This window comes from Curtobacterium sp. MCPF17_050, from assembly GCF_003224435.2.
Lineage (GTDB): Bacteria > Actinomycetota > Actinomycetes > Actinomycetales > Microbacteriaceae > Curtobacterium.
On record NZ_CP126250.1, the window covers coordinates 1,463,054 to 1,481,316 of the forward strand.

Annotated in this window: 18 protein-coding genes; 10 read left to right on the plus strand and 8 right to left on the minus strand. The window is 74.2% G+C overall.

The annotated features are described in order from the left end of the window. Positions 1 to 52: 52 nt before the first annotated feature. Positions 53 to 1,237: an APC family permease gene (locus tag DEJ34_RS06925; RefSeq protein WP_284180722.1), complete on the minus strand. Its 1,185-nt coding sequence runs from the start codon at positions 1,235 to 1,237 to the stop codon at positions 53 to 55. A 123-nt stretch (positions 1,238 to 1,360) separates the two neighbouring features. Continuing rightward, a complete protein-coding gene (locus tag DEJ34_RS06930) occupies positions 1,361 to 1,822 on the minus strand; it encodes a BLUF domain-containing protein (protein WP_110889676.1) in 462 nt (153 codons plus the stop codon). Positions 1,823 to 2,852: 1,030 nt separating this feature from the next. Here DEJ34_RS06930 and DEJ34_RS06935 point away from each other — a divergent pair. From DEJ34_RS06935 to DEJ34_RS06945, 3 genes are all read left to right on the plus strand, one after another. Beyond that, positions 2,853 to 3,815, plus strand: coding sequence for an SDR family NAD(P)-dependent oxidoreductase (locus DEJ34_RS06935; protein ID WP_110910900.1), 963 nt, complete (start codon positions 2,853 to 2,855; stop codon positions 3,813 to 3,815). Between the two features lie 95 nt (positions 3,816 to 3,910). Next, complete coding sequence (locus DEJ34_RS06940) at positions 3,911 to 4,558, plus strand: copper resistance CopC family protein (protein WP_110910899.1); 648 nt, start codon at positions 3,911 to 3,913, stop codon at positions 4,556 to 4,558. 52 nt (positions 4,559 to 4,610) lie between these two features. Beyond that, entirely contained in the window at positions 4,611 to 5,147 is a 537-nt protein-coding gene (locus DEJ34_RS06945; RefSeq protein ID WP_110900006.1) for a phosphoribosyltransferase family protein, read from the plus strand. Positions 5,148 to 5,170: 23 nt separating this feature from the next. On the opposite strand, the gene DEJ34_RS06950 is transcribed toward DEJ34_RS06945, so the two are convergent. Next, the gene (locus DEJ34_RS06950) at positions 5,171 to 5,605 is read right to left on the minus strand and encodes an HIT family protein (protein WP_110910898.1); all 435 of its coding nucleotides are present in this window, start codon (positions 5,603 to 5,605) and stop codon (positions 5,171 to 5,173) included. After that, positions 5,602 to 6,126, minus strand: coding sequence for a heme-degrading domain-containing protein (locus tag DEJ34_RS06955; RefSeq protein ID WP_110889681.1), 525 nt, complete (start codon positions 6,124 to 6,126; stop codon positions 5,602 to 5,604). Before DEJ34_RS06955 ends, DEJ34_RS06950 begins: the two co-directional genes overlap by 4 nt. A gap of 721 nt (positions 6,127 to 6,847) precedes the next feature. Between DEJ34_RS06955 and DEJ34_RS06960 the strand changes: the two genes are divergently transcribed. From DEJ34_RS06960 to DEJ34_RS06975, 4 genes are all read left to right on the plus strand, one after another. Next, positions 6,848 to 7,675 (plus strand): reverse transcriptase family protein, encoded by an 828-nt coding sequence (locus DEJ34_RS06960; RefSeq protein ID WP_220032799.1) that lies wholly within the window; start codon positions 6,848 to 6,850, stop codon positions 7,673 to 7,675. 144 nt (positions 7,676 to 7,819) lie between these two features. Next, a complete protein-coding gene (locus DEJ34_RS06965; protein WP_258368233.1) occupies positions 7,820 to 9,076 on the plus strand; it encodes an LLM class flavin-dependent oxidoreductase in 1,257 nt (418 codons plus the stop codon). Further along, entirely contained in the window at positions 9,073 to 10,437 is a 1,365-nt protein-coding gene (locus DEJ34_RS06970; RefSeq protein ID WP_110910896.1) for an NtaA/DmoA family FMN-dependent monooxygenase, read from the plus strand. Before DEJ34_RS06965 ends, DEJ34_RS06970 begins: the two co-directional genes overlap by 4 nt. Further along, the gene (locus tag DEJ34_RS06975) at positions 10,434 to 11,585 is read left to right on the plus strand and encodes an LLM class flavin-dependent oxidoreductase (RefSeq protein WP_110900010.1); all 1,152 of its coding nucleotides are present in this window, start codon (positions 10,434 to 10,436) and stop codon (positions 11,583 to 11,585) included. Before DEJ34_RS06970 ends, DEJ34_RS06975 begins: the two co-directional genes overlap by 4 nt. A gap of 279 nt (positions 11,586 to 11,864) precedes the next feature. Here DEJ34_RS06975 and DEJ34_RS06980 read toward each other — a convergent pair whose 3' ends face one another. The 4 genes from DEJ34_RS06980 to DEJ34_RS06995 form a co-directional block, all read right to left on the minus strand. Next, the gene (locus DEJ34_RS06980; RefSeq protein ID WP_110910895.1) at positions 11,865 to 12,884 is read right to left on the minus strand and encodes an ABC transporter substrate-binding protein; all 1,020 of its coding nucleotides are present in this window, start codon (positions 12,882 to 12,884) and stop codon (positions 11,865 to 11,867) included. Positions 12,885 to 12,936: 52 nt separating this feature from the next. Then, the gene (locus DEJ34_RS06985; RefSeq protein WP_110825409.1) at positions 12,937 to 13,710 is read right to left on the minus strand and encodes an amino acid ABC transporter ATP-binding protein; all 774 of its coding nucleotides are present in this window, start codon (positions 13,708 to 13,710) and stop codon (positions 12,937 to 12,939) included. Beyond that, positions 13,707 to 15,242, minus strand: a complete 1,536-nt coding sequence (locus tag DEJ34_RS06990) for a GNAT family N-acetyltransferase (RefSeq protein WP_110910894.1) — start codon at positions 15,240 to 15,242, stop codon at positions 13,707 to 13,709. Before DEJ34_RS06990 ends, DEJ34_RS06985 begins: the two co-directional genes overlap by 4 nt. Positions 15,243 to 15,452: 210 nt before the next feature. Beyond that, positions 15,453 to 16,421, minus strand: coding sequence for an acetylxylan esterase (locus DEJ34_RS06995; protein ID WP_258368231.1), 969 nt, complete (start codon positions 16,419 to 16,421; stop codon positions 15,453 to 15,455). A gap of 127 nt (positions 16,422 to 16,548) precedes the next feature. On the opposite strand from DEJ34_RS06995, the gene DEJ34_RS07000 reads away from it, so the two are divergent. The 3 genes from DEJ34_RS07000 (at position 16,549) to DEJ34_RS07010 (ending at position 18,193) form a co-directional block, all read left to right on the plus strand. Further along, positions 16,549 to 16,743, plus strand: coding sequence for a zinc transporter permease (locus DEJ34_RS07000; RefSeq protein WP_110825412.1), 195 nt, complete (start codon positions 16,549 to 16,551; stop codon positions 16,741 to 16,743). 159 nt (positions 16,744 to 16,902) lie between these two features. Then, a complete protein-coding gene (locus tag DEJ34_RS07005; protein WP_110910892.1) occupies positions 16,903 to 17,505 on the plus strand; it encodes a hypothetical protein in 603 nt (200 codons plus the stop codon). Positions 17,506 to 17,515: 10 nt separating this feature from the next. After that, entirely contained in the window at positions 17,516 to 18,193 is a 678-nt protein-coding gene (locus tag DEJ34_RS07010) for an RES family NAD+ phosphorylase (RefSeq protein WP_110910891.1), read from the plus strand. The last annotated feature ends 70 nt before the right edge of the window (positions 18,194 to 18,263 follow it).

The window sequence follows — 18,263 nt, forward strand, 5'->3', positions numbered from 1 at the left end:
CGCCAGGCGGCAGCGCGCGGGAGGAAGCCGCAGCCGCCCGGACCGGCGGTGCTCAGCGCACCCGCCGTCGCGCCAGCGCGAGCCGCGCGGCCCGGTACGCCAGGCCGACCGCCGTCACGGCCACACCGCCGACGATCGAGGTGAGCGGCAGCGCGGCGACGAGGACGACGCACCCCACCACGCCGACGACGGCCAGGAGGCGCGGGTACCGCCGGTCCTGCCGCTCCTGCGTCCACGCGGCCACGTTCGCGACGGCGTAGTACAGCAGGACGCCGAAGGACGAGAAGCCGATCGCCCCGCGCAGGTCCGTGACGGCGACGAGCACGCACACGGCGACGCCGATGGCGAGTTCCGCCCGTGCCGGCACCTGCCAGCGCGGGTGCACGGCGGCGAACCAGCCGGGCAGGTCCCGGTTCCGCGCCATCGCCAGGCTGGTCCGGCCGACGCCGGCGATCATCGCGAGGAGCGCGCCGAGCGACGCGGCCGCCGCCCCGACCTGCACGACGGCGCCCGGCCACGGCAGTCCGGCCGTGTCGACGACGGACCGCATGGGCGCAGCGGAGGAGGCCGTGCCTCCCGGCCCGAGCGCGTGCACGGTCGCGACCGCGACGAGCGCGTAGACGACGAGCGTGATCGTCAACGCGGTCACCACGGCCCGCGGGATGGTCCGGGCGGGGTCGACGACCTCTTCCCCGAGCGTGGCGATGCGGGCGTAGCCGGCGAAGGCGAAGAACAGGAACCCGGCGGCCTGCAGGACGCCGAGCGGTGCCGCGGGCGTACCCGGGTCCGCCGCGGTCGACCCGGTCGAGGTCGTGCCGATCACGACCACGACGGTCAGCGCGACGAGCGAGACGACGACGAGCACGCGCGTGAGCAGCGCCGTCCGCGTGATGCCGAACGTGTTGACGACCGTGAGCAGCACGACCGCGGCGATCGCGACGGGCTTCTGCCACGGCTCCGGTACGACGTAGGCGGCGAAGGTGATCGCCATCGCCGCCGAACTCGCGGTCTTGCCGATCACGAAGCCCCACCCCGCGGCGAACCCCGTCCACGGTCCGAGCCGCTCCCGCCCGGACACGTACGCACCACCGGACGTCGGGTACCGGGCTGCCAGCTGCGCCGACGAGGTGGCGTTGCAGAAGGCGACGACGCCCGCCAGGACGAGGGCGGGGAACAGCCCCGTCCCGGCAGCGGCGGCCGCGGGGGCGAACGCCGCGAACACGCCGGCGCCGATCATCGAGCCGAGACCGATCGTGACGGCGTCGGACAACCGGAGACGACGGGCCAGGGGGCCGGTCACGGGAGCGTGGTGCACGTCCGTCACCGTGCCACAGCCGGGTGAACGGGGCGTTGCCGGGTGTCAGGCGGCGTGGCGTCCCAGCGAGACGGCCTCGAGCGGGGTGTCCTGCAACTGCCGACCGCGGAACCACCGGAGGAGCCAGTCCGCCGGTGACCCCGAGAGCCCGGTCGGCAGACCACCGCGTCGCTGCAGGAAGTCGCTGAAGCCGGGCTCGTCGCGGACCTCGACGTCGGAAGGGGTGCCGAAGGCCATCGACCAGCCGTCGAAGCGGCGCGTGTCGATCTCCTCGCGGCTGAGCGAACGGACGTCGGTGTGGCGGGGGTCGCGCTGGATCGCGCCGAAGCGGTCCTCGACGCTCCACGCCGGCCCCTCGAGGACCTGCATGAAGCGTCCCTCCTTGGCGACGAGGAGCCCGGAGACGCCGAGCGCGTCGTTCTTCAGGCGGGCGTCCCGCAGCAGGTCGACGAGCTGCGCGTCGGTGAGGTCGTCGACGGCGACGGACATGTAGACGAGGGAGAGCATCGCTTCACTCTCGTGCACGACCTCCGGAGGGGTCAACCGAGCGTCCACCGGATCGCCGGATCCCGCACCGAGCCGTCCGCCGCGACCGCACCGACGGTCGCACGGTCCTGACCGGCGCGGCGCGGACGCCGACCGCGTCGCCTGCCGCTCACCCGTTCTCCCATGTATGCCGAGCGCGCTCGGTGTGGGGACGCAGCCCTCCGCGACCACGCCTGACCTGCCACGGGTACGGGACACGGACTCCGCCGGCAGCCTCGGCGGACCCCGACCGTCCCCGCTGCCAAGCTGGGCCCGTGGAACACGACGGGGACCGATGGGTGCAGCGACTGCGGGACGGCGAGGTCCCTCCGACCTGGCGGATCGTCCTCGTCACGGTGCTCGTCTCGGCGCTCGGCGCGTTCCTGCTCGTCGAGATGTTCGTGCAGCCGGACGTCACGCGCCGCATCGCGGACGCGACGCCGCGCAGCGGGGTGTTCCTGCTCGTCCCACCGATCCTCCTCCTGACGGGACCGGGCGTCGCGCTCGCCGCATGGTCGTCCGGCCGACGCGACCGTCGCACCCTCGCCCGGATCCGCGCCACCGGTGGCCGGCCGGTGTTCCACCTGCCCGTCGAGACGGCCGCCCTGGTCGCGGGCGAGGAGTTCGCCGACCCGAAGCCGGAGGTCTGGACCGTCGACGACACCGGGCTGCACGGCTGGACACCCGACCACGCCCGGCCGGTGCATGCGCTGCCGTGGGAACGCATCCGCGCCTTCGGCCTCGCGAAACACCGTGGTCAAGGGGGTGCGACAGGACTGGGGCATCTGGGTGAGCACCGCGAACGGACACGTTGTGCTCGCTCCCCGGACGACGCTCGGTCGGCCCTTCGCCGCCGGTGGGCTGAAGCGACCCGTGCTGGTGCGGGTTCTGCGCTCGCTCCGCGCGGAGCTCGATCCCGCCGGCGCCACCCGGACCACCGAGCGCCCGGGTGCGCGGCCGGGGGACACGCCGCTCGGCTCCCCAGCAGCCCCGACCGGGTAGGGAAGAGCCCATGGGTTCACGATTCCGCGGCAAGGTCGTCGTCATCACCGGAGCATCGAGCGGCATCGGCCGGGCTGCTGCGCACGAGTTCGCGAAGCAGGGCGCCACGCTCGTCCTCGCGGCGCGCGGCGAGCAGAGCCTGGAGGAAGCCGCCGCCGAGTGCCGCAAGCTCGGCGCCGAGGCCGTCGCCATCCCCACCGACGTCGCCGACGAGCGACAGGTGAACGACCTCGTCGGCACCGTCACCAGCCGCTTCGGCCGCATCGACGTCTTCGTCGGCAACGCCGCGCTGTTCGTCTACGGCCTGTTCGAGCAGACCCCGACCGAGGCGTTCAAGCGCGTCGTCGACACGAACCTGCACGGTCACGTCCACGCCGTGAAGGCGCTCCTGCCGCACTGGAAGCAGCGTGGGGAGGGCACGTACGTCCTCGTCGGCTCGATCCAGTCGCTGCTGTCCGCGCCGTACCAGTCGGCCTACGTGACGAGCAAGCACGCGGCCCTCGGGCTCATGGACGTGCTCGCCGACGAGCACCTGGGCACGCGCATCCGCTTCGGCGCCGTCCTGCCGTCGACGATCGACACCCCGATCTACCAGAACGGCGCGAACTACACCGAGAAGGCGTCGCACCCGCTGCCCCCGACCGTCTCCGTGCAGCGCGCGGCGAAGGCCGTCGTCGCCGAGGCCCTGCACCCGAAGCGCAACCGTTACGTCGGGCGCATCCAGGCCGCGCTCGTGCCGGCCGAGTTCATCGTGCCGTGGCTGTTCCACCGCATCACCCGTCCGGCCGTCGAGGTCTTCGCTCTCCGCGGGAAGCAGGCGCCCACCGACGGGAACCTCTACGCACCGACCGACGCGGGCAACGCGACCGACGGCGGCTGGGTCGCGAAGCGGCGTCGCGTCACGCGGCCGCTGGTCTGGCTCGGCGTCGCCGGTGCCGCCGCGCTCTTCCTCCGCGGCGGCTCGCGCCGCTGACGCGGGCGTCCGTCGGACGGGAGGCCCGGTGCCAGCTGGCTCCGGGCCTCCCGTCCGTCCGCCGGGCGCACACCTCGGACCCGTAGAGTCGGTCTGTGCCACGGACCGGACGCAGCAGCTCTTCCTCCCGTCGTGTCGGAGGCTCTGCCCTCGCGCTGGCGGTCGTCCTCGCGGCGGTCGTCGCCGGTCCGGGCGGTGCTGCGCCCGCCGCGGCGCACTCGGCACTCATCGGCAGCACCCCTGCGGACGGGGCCACGGTGACGACGGCCGTGCGGCAGGTCGACCTGGCGTTCAGCGAGGCCCCGCTCGCGGGTCTCGACGCGGGACTCCGCATCGAGGTGCGGAACCAGACCGGCCAGGACGAGTCGACGGGTGAGGTCCGCGTCGACGGGACGACGATGTCGAAGCGCGTCGCCCTGTCGGCCGGCCCGCACACGGTGCTGTGGCGGTACGTCTCACCGGACGGCCACCCGATCGACGGCCAGGTCGCGTTCACCGTCGAGGCCGCTCCGACCCCGTCGAGCGCCCCCACTCCGGTCTCCGCGCCGTCCGCCACCGCGAGCCGGGAGGCCCGGTTGGACACGTCCGCCACGGCGACGCCGCCCCCTGCTGCTGCCGCTGACCCGACCGCGACCGGTACCGGAGCGCGCGTGCTGCCGTGGGCGCTCGGCGGGGTGCTGCTCGTCGTCGCCGGTGTCGTCGTCCTCGCCGTCCGGCGGCGATCCTCCCGGGCCGGCGGGTGATCCAGAGCATGGGCCGGGTCCTCCGCAGGACCGCCCCGGACACCGTGTCGTCATGACCGACGAGGACGCCGTCGACCGCGCTCGCCGGGCGGTGGTGCGCCGGTTCCGGTGGCTCGACGGCGACGCGGACACCTGGGCGGTGCTCGCTGACCCGGACGCCCTCGCAACGGTCGTCGCGGGGCTCGCGGCGCTCGTCGCGGAGGACCGTGCTGACCTGGTCCTCGGCATCGAAGCGCGCGGATTCGTGCTCGGACCGGCCGTGGCCCTGGCGCTCGGCGTCGGGTTCGTCCCGGTCCGGAAGGACGGTGCCCTGTTCCCGGGTCCGCTCGTGCGTCACGTCACGAACCCCGATTACCGCGGACGCCGCTGGACGCTCGCCACCAGACGGGACCTCGTCCGCCCGGGACAGCGGGTCGTGCTCGTCGACGACTGGATCGAGACGGGCAGGCAGGCTGGGGCTGCCGCCGCGCTCGTGGACGAGTGCGGCGGGACGCTCGTCAGCGTCGCGGTCGTCGTCGACGAGGCGTCAGCGGCCGCGCGGGACGCGCTACCGCCGATCCGGCACCTGGTCCGGGCCGCCGACCTCTGAGCAGCCCCGACCGGGCCGTCCGCTCACTCGAACATCTCCGCGAGCAGCGCCGACGGGTCCCCGTCCACGACGTGCGTGGAGCGCTGTTCCGGCCAGCGGAGGACACCGTCGTCGGGCCAGCACGGCACGACGTGGAGGTGCAGGTGCGGCACGCTCTGGCCCGCGTCCGCTCCGGTCGCGCTGAGCACGACGACCCCGGTCGCACCGAGCGCGGCCCGCATGGCGCGCCCCACCCGCTGCGCGAGCAGTGCCGTCGCTCGCAGGGCGTCCGGGGCGACGTCCAGGAGGCCAGTGGCGTGCTCCCGCGGGACGACCAGCGTGTGCCCGGGCGCGAGTTCCAACTCCGGCAGCGGCCGGAACGCGACCGCGTCCGGCTCCCGCTCGATCCAGACGGTGTCCGGGTCGTCCGTCGCGATGATCCGGCAGAAGACGCAGTCGTCGGGGTCCACCGTCGTCACGGGCGCGACGCCCGATGTGCCCGGAGTGCCTCGACCACGAGCGCGTGGTCGTCGTGCATCTCGAGGCCGCTGACGCCGACGGCGCCGATGAGCGACCCGCGCACCACGAGCGGGAAGCCCCCGCCCGCGGCCTGGTACTGCCGGGGGTCGAGTGCCGCGGCCTCGTCGAACGTCGAACCGCCGACCTCGTACTGCGTCCGCACCGCGAGGGTGGAGTGGGCGAAGTGCCGCACCACCCGGAACTTCCGTTCCAACCAGGCGTCGTTCACCGCGCCGGAGCCCGGGGTCGCCGCGTGGAACACGCGCTGCTCGCCGAAGGACACCGCGAACCCGACGCCGAGCCCACGCTCCAGGGCGGTCGCCCGCAACCAGGAGCCCACCGCCCAGGCGTCGTCGAGGTCGAACGAGTCGTGGTCGAGTTCGCGTTCCTCCGCGAGCAGGACGGCGAGCTTCTGCTCGGTCCCGAGTTCGCGGTACCGGGCTCCGGTGGTGGTGTCGGTGGTTCCGGTGGTGTCGGGCATGGTGCTCCTCACGGGGACGGCGGTGTCGCTCGTCACGGTAGCGCGATCCTCCGTATGGTGAGCACGTGGAGTTCCCGGGGGAGGCGGACGGCGCGCGTGACGCGTCGACCTCTCCGGGGTCACCCCGGGGTACGCAGGACCAGCAGCACCACACGCCCCGAGAGGCTCGGCGCGCTCCGCGCGCGCGACCTCACGGAGGCACCGACAGGTCTCCCGGGAACCCCACGCCCGTCGAGGTGGTCGCGACCGCCCTCGCCGACGCCTTCCTCGCCGCCGACGCCTGGGACACCGGACCGCTCACGGCCGCGGGCTTCGACGTCGTCGGACCGGAGCGCGCGTACGTGGGCCACGCCGTCCGCACCGCGCTCGAGACGTACCCACGGCCTCCCGTCGACGCACCCCGGCAACTCGCGGCGGTGATCGCGGCGTCACCGCAGCTGGTGCGACTGCACCGCACACGGTCCACTCGCCGACCGGTCCGGGTGCTGCTGCGGCGGGCGGTCCCGGTGCGCGCGGTGCCGCGGGTGTCGAGCCGCCTGCTCGTCGACACCCTGCCCGAGCTCGCCCGCGAACTGGACCTGACGGTCGGCCGGCTCCTGTGGCTCGCCGACACGCGCGGGTGGAACCGCCGACCCGGCTCCGCCAGCCCGCTGCACCACCACCGGCACGAGTGGGTCCGCCGCGCGGGCGCACGCCGCGCCTGCTCGAGAAACCGTTGGACATGCTCCGCCGGACGCAACGGACGGTCCTCGACGAACTCCTGGCGGTCCTGCCGGTGCACGACGCGGCACACGGCTTCGTCCCCGGCCGCAGCGTGGTCTCCGGCGCCACGCTGCACGTCGGGCAACGCGTCGTCATCACAGCCGACCTCACCAGCTTCTTCGCGAGCGTCCGCGCACGGTCCGTGTACGGGGTGTTCCGGGCGGCCGGGTTCGCGGAACCCCTCGCCCACGTCCTCACCGGTCTCTGCACCCACCGGGTCCCGACCCACGTGCTCACCGCGATGCCGCCCGGCGGGGACGTCGACGAGCGGGCTGCCCTCCGCCGCGCCCTCGCCGACGCGCACCTGCCCCAGGGAGCGCCGACCTCCCCGGCGCTCGCGAACACCGTGCTGCGGCACCTCGATGCGCGCCTCGCCGGGTGGGCCGACGCCGCCGGTGCCGTCTACACCCGGTACGCCGACGACCTCACCTTCAGCGGCGACGACCGTCTCGCGCGGCGCGCCGACGCCTTCCTCCGGGGTGTCGACCGCATCGTCACCGACCAGGGCCTCCGGCTCAACGCCCGCAAGACCCGGGTCCGACCCGCGAGCGTCCGCCAGAGCGTCACCGGCGTCGTCGTCAACGACCGCACCGCTCCCGGCCGCCGCGAGGTCGACCGCCTCCACGCCGTCCTCCACAACTGCGCCGAGCACGGACCGGAGTCGCAGAACCGGTCAGGTCATCCGGACTTCCGGGCGCACCTGCTCGGCCGCATCGGCTGGGTCGAGCAGACCAACCCCGGACGAGCCGACCGCCTCCGCCGGGAGTTCGTCCGCATCACCTGGTGATCGAGCCCCGTCACCACCCGCGTGACGGACGGACGCCGGACGTCATCTGACGCAACACCCCGTCACGGACCGCAACCCACGCCCCGGTCCGGCGTCCGTCGCCGTAGCGTCGACGCACGCCCGATGCCCCGCATCCCGCATGCCGTGACCACCGACAGAGCCGAGGAACCCGTGCCCGACCGCATCACCCTCGTCACCGCCCTGCAGGGCGCCGGATGGCACCCGGCAGCCTGGCGGACCGACCCGGTCGCCGCGCGACGCCTGCCGACCCTGCAGCACTGGCGCGACGTCGTCGGGGAGCAGGACCGCCTCGGCGTCGACGCCGTCACGCTCGAGGACTCCTTCACCGCCGGCCCGGTGGACGCGACCGGTGACCTGGACACCAGCACGGTCGTCGGGCGCCTCGACGCACTGCTCGTCGCCGCCGCCGTCGCACCGGCCACCCGCCAGATCGGCCTCGTCCCGACCGTCTCGGTTACGCACACCGAACCGTTCCACGTCGCAACGGCCCTCCAGACCCTCGACCACGTGTCGACCGGCCGGGCCGGGTGGCGACTGCAGGTGAGTCCCACCGCCCGCGAGGCCGCGCTGTTCGGCCGCCGGACCCTGCCCGACGGAGCACCGGGACCGGGCACGGTCGAGCCGCTGCTCGACGAGGCGCGCGAGGTGGCCGAGGTGGTCGCACGTCTCTGGGACAGCTGGGACGACGACGCCGTCATCCGCGACGTCACCACCGGCCGCTTCATCGACCGCGACCGCATCCACGACGCCCGGTTCCGGGGCTCGTACCTGTCGGTGCACGGCGCGTCGATCGTCCCGCGGTCCCCGCAGGGTCGGCCGCCGGTCCTCGCACTGGCGCACCGCGAGGACACGGCCCGGTTCGCGGTCGACGCCGCGGACGTCGTGCTCGTCATGCCCGGCGCGGGCGGCCTGGAGGACCGGGGCGCGCTGGCCGTGGTGCGGGACGCCGAGCAGGCGGCCGGATCGGACCGGGAGCGCCCGGTGCTCGCGGACCTCGCGGTGCTCATCGGGTCGTCGTCGGCGGAGGCGGCGGACGCGCTGGCGGCGCTCGACGCGGCGGCGGAAACCGTGGCGGCGGGGCCTGCGGCAGCGGGTCCCCCCTGGTCGGACGCCGCCGTGCTCGCGACCACCGTGCCGGAACTCGTGTCCCGCATCGGCGACCTCCGTGCCCTCGGGTACGCCGGCGTCCGCCTGCGCCCGCTGCGGATCCCGCTCGACAGCACCGCCGTCGCCCGACAGCTCGTCCCCGCGCTCGTCACCGCCGGGCTCCGCGCGGACGTCGCCTCGCGCCCCGTCGCCGACCTGCGGACGCGGTTCGGGCTGCGCCCCGCGGTCAGCCGGTACGCCACCACCACGACACCCGAGGGGGTCCCCGCATGAGCACGAAGCGACAGGTGCACCTGGCCGCCCACTTCCCGGGCGTCAACAACACCACGGTCTGGAGCGACGACCGCGCCGAGAGCCAGATCGCGTTCTCGTCGTTCGAGCACTTCGCGCGGAACGCCGAGCGAGGCCGGTTCGACTTCCTGTTCCTCGCCGAGGGGCTGCGGCTCCGCGAGCAGAAGGGCCGCGTGCACGACCTCGACGTCGTCGGTCGTCCGAACACGCTGGCCGTCCTGGCCGCCCTCGCCGGGGTGACGTCCCACATCGGGCTCGTCGGCACGCTGTCGGCGACGTTCAACGAGCCGGTCGAGCTCGCGAAGCAGCTCGCCACGCTCGACCACCTCAACGAGGGCCGCGCCGGGTGGAACGTCGTGACGAGCTCGGACGCCTTCCACGGTGCCAACTTCCGACGCGGGGGCTTCCTCGACCACGCGGACCGGTACACGCGCGCCGCCGAGTTCGTCGAGCTCGCCCGCGAGCTGTGGGACTCGTGGCAGCCGGACGCCGTCGTCGCCGACGTGACCTCTGGCGTGTACGCGGAGCGCTCCCGCATCCGGGACGTCGACCACCACGGCCCGCAGTTCGACGTCACCGGCACGTTCCCGGTGCCGCGCAGCCCGCAGCGTCACCCCGTGCTCGTGCAGGCCGGCGACTCCGACGAGGGCCGCGACCTCGCCGCCGCGCAGGCCGAGGTCGTCTTCTCGCTGCACACCGAGTTCGAGGACGCCCGCCGGTTCTCCGACGACCTGGCGGCACGGCTGGAGCGGGTCGGACGTTCCCGGGACGAGCTGCTCGTCCTGCCCGGCGCGACCTTCACGCTCGGCGACACCCGGGCCGACGCCGAGGAACGCTCCCGTGCGATCCGTCGCGCGCAGGTCAGCCCGGCGACCGCGATCGCGTTCCTCGAGCAGGTCTGGAACCGGGACCTGTCGTCCTACGACGTCGACGGACCGCTGCCCGAGGTCGAACCCGACGTCGACGCGGACACGATCACCCGCGGCAGGGTCCGGCACGTCCGGGACCCCCGGGCGGTCGTGCAGACGTGGCGCGAGCAGGCCGCGGCGGACCGGCTGTCCATCCGCGAGCTCGTCATCCGGGTGTCGACACGGGGCGGCTTCGTCGGCACGCCGTCGAGCATCGCCGCCGAGATCGACCGGTACGTGCAGGAACGGGCGACCGACGGGTTCGTCGTCGTCCCGCACACGAACCCGTACGGCCTGGACGAGTTCGTCGACAGCGTCGTCCCACTGCTGCAGGAGCGCGGTGTGTACCGGGAGCAGTACGAGGACGGGGCGACCCTGCGCGAGACCCTCGGGCTCTCCGGGCGGGTCCGTGACCGCCAGGGGGTGCTCGCGTGAGCGGCGTCGACCGCGGGGCGCCGGTGCCGCTCTCGGTGCTCGACCTCGTCCCCGTGCGCAGCGGTTCGTCCGCCACGGCGGCCCTGCACGAGACGGTCGACCTCGCCGTCGTCACCGAGCGCGCCGGCTACGCCCGGTACTGGCTCGCCGAGCACCACCTCAACCCGGGCGTCGCGGGCAGCGCACCGACCGTCGTCATGGGTGCCGTCGCCGGTGCCACCACGTCGATCCGGGTCGGCAGCGCAGCGACCCTGGTCGGGAACGTCCGCGGACTGCAGATCGCCGAGACCTTCGGCACCCTCACCGGGCTGTACGGGCCGCGGTTCGACCTCGGTCTCGGCCGCTCGGGCGCACCCGCTCCGGGCACCCCGAAGCCGCCCGCGCTCGCCCCGCGCGCCGACACCGAGGTGGACGGGCTCCTCCTGCCCGCGCCCTTCGACCTCCGCATCGCCCCCGGGAGCCGGTTCGCCCTGCAGGGGGAGCTCCTCGGCCGCGTACCCGGTGACGTCGACCGGTTCGAGGACGAACTCGCCCTGGTCCGTGCCCTCTTCGCCGGCACCTGGGAGCGTGACGGCGCCGTCGTCGAGGCGCCACCGGCGACCGGTGCGGACGTCGAGCTCTGGGTCCACGGTTCGACCGGCGGCGAGAGCGCCCGGATCGCGGGGGCGCTCGGTCTGCCCTACGGCGCGAACTACCACTCCACCCCCGGCACCGTCCTGGCGTCCGTCGGGGCGTACCGCGCGGCCTTCCGCCCCGGCGTGCTCGACGAGCCGTACGTCATCGTGTCCGCGGACGTCGTCGTCGGCCGCTCGACCGCCGAGGCCGAGGAACTCGCGCACGGCTACGGGCAGTGGGTGCACTCGATCCGGTCCGGCATCGGCGCGATCGCGTACCCGACGCCGGACGAGGCCCGCGCGGCCCCGCTCGACGCAGCCGCCGCCGCGTCCGTCCGCGACCGCATCGCCGCCCGCTTCGTCGGGGACGCCGGGCACGTCGCGGACCGGCTCGAGGTGCTCCGCCGGGTCACCGGGGCGGACGAGCTCCTCGTCACCACGATCACGCACGAGCACGCCGCACGGGTGCGTTCCTACGAGCTGCTCGCCGCCGAGTGGGCCCGCCGCACCGCCGAGGCGGTCGTCGTCGCCTGAGGCCAGGCGTCGCTGAGGCCAGGCGTCGCTGAGGCCTGGCGTCGCCTGGAGCCCGGCGCGCCGCGCCGCGCGACCCGGGTCGCGCCCGCTCGCGCGGGGTGCGGTCCTGCCGCCGGACGGGAGGCTCGGTGCCGGCGCACACCGCGCCTCCCGTCCGACGGCGTGCGCCCCGGCGGGGACCGCCGGCCCGTCACCGCTGCGCGGACGACGGCGGCAACGCACGACGCGCCGCCCACCGGGGAGGTGAGCGGCGCGTCGTGCCAGCGCGGGAGCCGCGCGTCAACTGTTGTCGAGCGGCAGTCCCTCGGGGTTGACCTCCGAGTGCTCGACGGCCTCGTTCGACAGGCCGTACGCCCGCAGCCACTCCGCGTAGGTGCCGTCCTCGATGAGCTCGTCGAGGGCGTCCGCGATCGGATCCGCGAGACCGCTGCCCTTCTTCGTCGTCGCCGCGATGAGCCCCTGCAGGTCCGCCCCGGCTCCGGAGTACGTGCCCGCCGTCTTCGTGGGGTGCGCCCCACCCGCGCTCTGCCTGTTCTGGTAGGCGATCGTCGGGTTCGGGCCGAAGTACCCGTCGATCTTCCCCGAGTCGAGGGCCAGCTTCACCGCGTTGCCGTCCGGGTAGTACTTGACCGTGACGGTCTTCCCGTCGGCCGCGAGCTGCTCCTGCCACTCGAGCAGGATCTTCTCCTGGTTCGTGCCCGAGCTCACGGCGATCGTCTCCCCGGCGAGGACGGACGGGTCGCCGTCGAAGGACAGGTCGCTGTCGGCCGGTACCTGCAGGGCGAGTTCGTCCTGCCGGTAGGACGCGAAGTCGTACTTCTCCTTGCGCTGCTCGGTCACGGTGATGTTCGAGAACCCGGCGTCGAACTTGCCGCCGTCGATGCCGACGAAGAGGTTGTCCCAGGTCGCGTTCGACACCTCCGCCCGGAGCCCGAGCTTCGCGGCGACGAGGCGGCCGAGGTCCGGCTCCGAGCCGGTGAGCGTCTTCTGGTCGTCCCCGGTGAAGGCGAGCGGCGGGAACCCGGCGGGCAGGGCCCCGACGCCGATGACGAGCTTCCCCGAGGCCTTCACATCGGCGGGGAGGGCATCGTGCAGAGCGGGGTCGGCCGCGACGTCGAGCGTGGTCTCGGTCGCGGCACCGTTCGCGGCGGCGCCGATCGTGACTGAGCCGTCGAACGCGCCGGCGGATTTGGCCGCGGCGTTCGCTGAGCAGCCGGCGAGTGCGACGACGACGCCGGCCGCGAGGACGAGGACGCCGGCACGGTGCCGCTGGCGGAGGGAGACGGGGTTCGAGGACATGGTGCTCCAGACGAGGGGATCGGGTGGGACGGGGTGTGGGAGAGCCGCGCGGTCAGCGCACGCGGGCGAGGAAGTCGCGGGTGCGCGGGTGCGCCGGCGCATCGATGACCTGCGACGGCGGTCCCTGTTCGACGACGCGGCCGCGGTCGAGGAACACGACGTGGTCGGCGACCTCGCGGGCGAAGGCGACCTCGTGCGTGACGACGACGAGCGTGGTGCCGGACCGGGCGAGGTCCGCGATGACGGACAACACCTCGCCGACGAGCTCCGGATCGAGCGCCGACGTCGGCTCGTCGAGCAGCACCACCGAGGGCTCGAGCGCGAGCGCCCGGGCGATGGCGACGCGCTGCTGCTGGCCGCCGGACAGCTGCCGTGGTCGGCTGTCCGCGCGGTCACCGAGCCCGACCCGGTCGAGGAGCTGTCTGCCGCGTGCCCGGGCAGCGTCGGCGGGGACCCCGGCGGCGACCGGCCCCTCGACGACGTTCTCGAGCGCGGTGAGGTGCGGGAACAGGTTGAAGTGCTGGAACACGAACCCGATCCGGGAGCGCTGCCGCAGGATGATCCGTTCGGGTAGCTCCTCGAGGCGCTCACGGCCGTCGCGGCCGCGACGGACGCGGACCCCGACCGGCTCGCCGCCGATGGTGACGACGCCGCGGTCGAGCGGCTCCAGGTGGTTGATCGCGCGGAGGAGCGTCGACTTCCCCGACCCGGAGGGTCCGAGCACCGCCGTCACGCTCCCGGCGGGCAGGTCGAGGTCGACGCCGTCGACGACGACGTGGTCGCCGAACGCCTTCACGGCACTCCGGACGGAGACGGCGGCGGTCATCGGGTGCTCCTGACGGCGGTCGTCGCGACGGACGGGTCGGACGCCGTGGTCGCGGGACGGGTGGCGGCGGTGCGGCGGGCAGCCCGCAACGCGGCACGGATCCGCTGCCAGGGGGTCGGCGGCAGCTCGCGCACCGAGCCGCGGGCCGTCCACCGCTCGACGTGGTACTGCACGACCGACACGGCGCTGGTGAGTGCGAGGTACCAGAGCGTCGCGACGACGAGCAGCGGGATGACGTCCGTCGGGTAGGTGCTCGACAGGTTCTGCACCACCCCGAACAGGTCGAGCAGCGAGACGTAGAACAGCAGCGAGGACGCCTTGAGCAGCCCGATCAGCTGGTTGACGAACGCCGGCACGATCGAGCGGAGGGCCTGGGGCAGCACGATCCGCAGGAACTGTCGGTGACGGGGGAGTCCGAGCGCCTGCGCCGCCTCACGCTGCCCGGTGTCGACGGCGAGGACCCCGGCGCGGACGATCTCCGACGCGTAGGCGATCTCGCTGAGGCTCAGCGCGAGCACCCCGATCGCCAGGTCGCCGAGCAGGTCGGTCGTCGGCACGGTGAACTGCGGCCCGAAGGGGATCCCGACGCCGATCGACGGGTACAGCGAGCCGAGGTTGTAGAGGAAGACGAGCACGAGGATGAGCGGCACCGACCGGAACAGCCAGACGTAGCCCCAGGCGAGCCCGGACAACACCGGGTTCGGCGACATCCGGGCGACCGCGACGAGGACTCCACCGGCGAAGCTGATCACCGCGCTCAACGCGGTCGCGACGAGGGTCAGCTGCAGTCCGGTGAGGATCGCCGGGCTGAACAGCCACGTCCCGACACGGGGCCACCCCCAGGACGGGTTGGTGAACAGCGTCTGCACCAGGTTCAGCACGAGCACGAGGACGACCGCGGCGGCGAGCCACCGCAGCGGGTGCCGGAGCGGCACGACGGGCCGGTCGAGCGCGGCGCGCCCCGCCAGGACGACGTCCGGGTCGGTCCCGGGACGGGAGGCCCGCTCCGCCTCCGCCTCGTCGAGCACCTTCTCGAAGGGGTGGATCCCGATCTCCTCCGGCGGCCGTCCGCGGTCGAACCGGGGGGTGTACCCGGAGCGGAGGTAGAGCCGGACCGCCTCGGGCTGCCGCGGCCCGGTGGTCAGGTGGACGCGGCGGAACCCACGGCGGCGGGCTTCTGCCTCGAGTTCTGCGACGACGAGCCCGGCGAGCCCCCGCCCGCGTGCGGCCGGTGCGGTCCAGATGCGCTTGAGCTCGACGGTCTCCGCGTCGTACGGCTGGAACGCGCCGCCGGCGACGAGCTGGTCGTCCTCGAACAGCAGGACGAAGGCACCGCGGGGGGCGACGAAGTCCTCCGCCGGCCAACGCCGGAGCTCGACCGAAGCCGGCTCGTCGGAGGAGTCGCCGTACCGGGTGTCGTACTCGTGTTCCAGGTCGGCGAGCAGCGGGGCGACGGCAGGGTCGTCGGGGTGCACCGTGCGGAACACGAGCGTGCGGGAGGAGGCGGTGTGCGCCGGGGCCGTGTCGGTCATCGGTGTCCCTCACGTCGGTGACCCGGCCGGCGGGTGCCGGTCGGTGGCCCGACGGTACGAGGGCTCCGCCCCGCTCACAACGGAGGACGAAACACGGCGGCACACTCCGCAACACGGCGCTACACGGCGCAACGCAGTGTCACATCGTGGCCCTCCCCGGTGACCGAGCCGGTGCTCGCCCGCTGGCCGGTCGCCGTGGTCGCTCCGGTGTCAGCCGAACAGCTCCCGGAGCCGCGGCAGCGTGTCGGCGTCCTCGTGCGCCCCGCCGCCCTCGTGGCCGTTGTACTCCCAGACGGTGATCTCCTTCGGGCCACCCCAGGCGTTGTAGGCCGCGTAGACGGTCGAGGGCGGGCAGATCGGGTCCATCAGCGCGACCGAGAACCACGCCGGTGCGGTCGCACGGGCCGCGTGCAGGACGCCGTCGAAGTACGCGAGCGTTCCGAACACCTGCTCCGTGGCGGTGCGGTGCGTCGCCAGGTAGTCGACGACCTCGTGGTACGGGTACGCGTCGGTGATCTGCGTGGCGTGCCGGTGGTCGCAGAGGAACGGCACGCGGGGGAACACCCCGGCCAGTCCCTCCACCAGGCCGGCGACGGCGATCGCCATCCCGCCGCCCTGGCTGCCGCCGAGCACCGCGACCCGCCGGCCGTCCACCAGGTCGATGTCGCGGACGGCGTCGACGGCGCGGACCGCGTCGGTGGTCAGGCGCCGGTAGTAGTACGTGTCGGGCGACTCGATGCCGCGGGTCATCACGCCGGGGATCGCCGGTCCGCTGCCGTCGGGGTCCGGGGTGTCGCCGGTCGCCCAACCGGAGCCCTGGCCGCGGGTGTCCATGAGCAGGTGCGCGACGCCCGACGACGCCCAGAGCAGGCGTTCGGTCGGCAGGCCGCGTCCACCGCCGTAGCCGAGGTACTCCACGACGGCGGGGAGCGGAGCGTCGGCGCTGCTGCCCGCGGGGACCGTCAGCCACGCGGCGACGCGCTGCCCGTCCCAGCCGGCGAACGAGACGTCGTAGGTGTCGACCGTCGTGAGGCCGGTGTCGACCCGCTCGGTCCGTACGGCGACGAGGTGTTCCCGCGCTGCCGCGAGGGTGCGTCGCCAGAAGTCGTCGAAGTCGTCCGGTTCGGCGACGCTGCCGCGGTACGAGGTGAGGTCCGGTCCGGTGATGTCGGTGTACACGGTCCGACCCTGGCACGGCACGGCGTCCCGGGGAAGGTCCGACGGGTCTGCCGGTCCGCCGGCGGACATCGGGGGGGACGAGCCCGTACGGTGGCCATGAGAACCGATCTCACGAAAGGACGGCACCATGACCGACACGACCGACCCCACCGTCGACGGACCCGCGGAGGGCGAGCACCGCGTCGCCGAACACGGGGTCGAGGAGCACGACCACGAGCGCGACGGCGGCGAGCACGAGACCGTCGAGCACGACGACCACGTCGACTTCGTCCACGACGGGCACCGTCACGCCCGTCACGAGGACCACTACGACGAGCACTGACACCCGCTGACGCGGGGTCGCCGGACGGGAGGCGCGGTGCCGGACGCGCACCGCGCCTCCCGTCCGGCGGTCGGGGGAGCGGAACCGGCAGGACGGGTTGACACGGTTGTCGCCCCGCGCGTAGCGTGTGGTTGACACGGTTGACGACAGGAGTCCGGCTTGGAATCGACACTGCACCGCTCGGCCACCCGCGGTGCGAGCGCTCAGCGCTCCGGCGCCACGGCCGACGCGGACCGCCGCGCGGGCCGGGGGCTCTCCGCCACCGAGACCGCACTGGTCGAGGCGGTCACCGACCTCGTCCGGCAGGGCCGGGCGGACGGCGCGCTCTCCGACTCGACGGACGTCGACGCGCTGGCCGAACGCATGCTCGCCGCCCTGCCCGCGGTGAAGCACGAGGCGGACGCCCTCATCGGGCCGTTCTACGACACGACCTCGCTCGCGACCTGGCGTGGTGTGAGCCGGCAGGCGATCCACAAGGCGAGCCAGAAGCGCGACCTGCTCGGCCTGAAGATCGGGGACGGCACCCGCATCTTCCCGTCGTTCCAGTTCGGTGCCTCCGGCGCCCCGCTCCCGCACCTGCGGGAGGTCCTCGACCTGCTCGACCGCGACGGCATCGACCCGTGGGGCAGCGCGCTCTGGTTGAACACCGTCGCCGACGAGTTCGGCGGGACGACCGCCGCCCAGGCGCTCCGGGACGGTCGCGTGCAGCCAGTGCTCACTGCCGCCCGTCGCGCGGCGAACGCCTGGCACGCGGACGCCTGAGCCGCGCGCGATGACCCCGGCACACGAGCCCCGGCGCAGCGACGTCGCCCAGCAGCCCCCGGAAGCGGGCGTCGACCTGTCGGCCTTCCCCGCGGCGGAGTCGCGCGGCACCACCTTCTACCGGGCGAAGCGGCACGACCGCGGTGCCTGGTGGTTCGCCTCGACCCCGGCGGACGCGGACGGGATCGACGGCGGCCGCTTCGACCTCGCCGCTCCGCGGGGCACCTGCTACTGGGCGGACTCGGTGGAGGTCGCCGTGCGGGAGCGTCTCGCACACCACACCCTGACCACGAACACCGTGTTCGCGGCACGGGCTCGGGAGATGGTCGTCGTGGCCGCGCGCGCCTCCCGCGGCCGCCGTTTCGCCGACGTCACCGACCCGCTCGCGGTCCGGTCCGGCGTGGGGGCGGAGCTGCAGACGATGGGCGACTACCGGGTGCCGCAGGCGTGGGCCCGGGCCTTCGACGCGGCGGGGTTCGCCGGTGTCCGGTACAGCACCCGCTTCACGAGCGCCGCGGCGGCGAACGCGTGGGCCGTCTTCGGCAGCGCCGGCGTACCGAAGCGGCCTCGGCCGGAGCGCGTGCACCGCGACGGCATCACCGCCTGCCGCGAGTCCGGCATCCGCGTGCTCGACGACGGGTCCGACGCCGGTCCCGAGCGGTTCACGTTCGTCACCCCGCCGACCTGAGCGAAGCGGTCCCGGTCGGTGTCGGCGAGGGCCGATCCGGTCGGTGTCGGTGGCTCGTCCTACCGTGCCG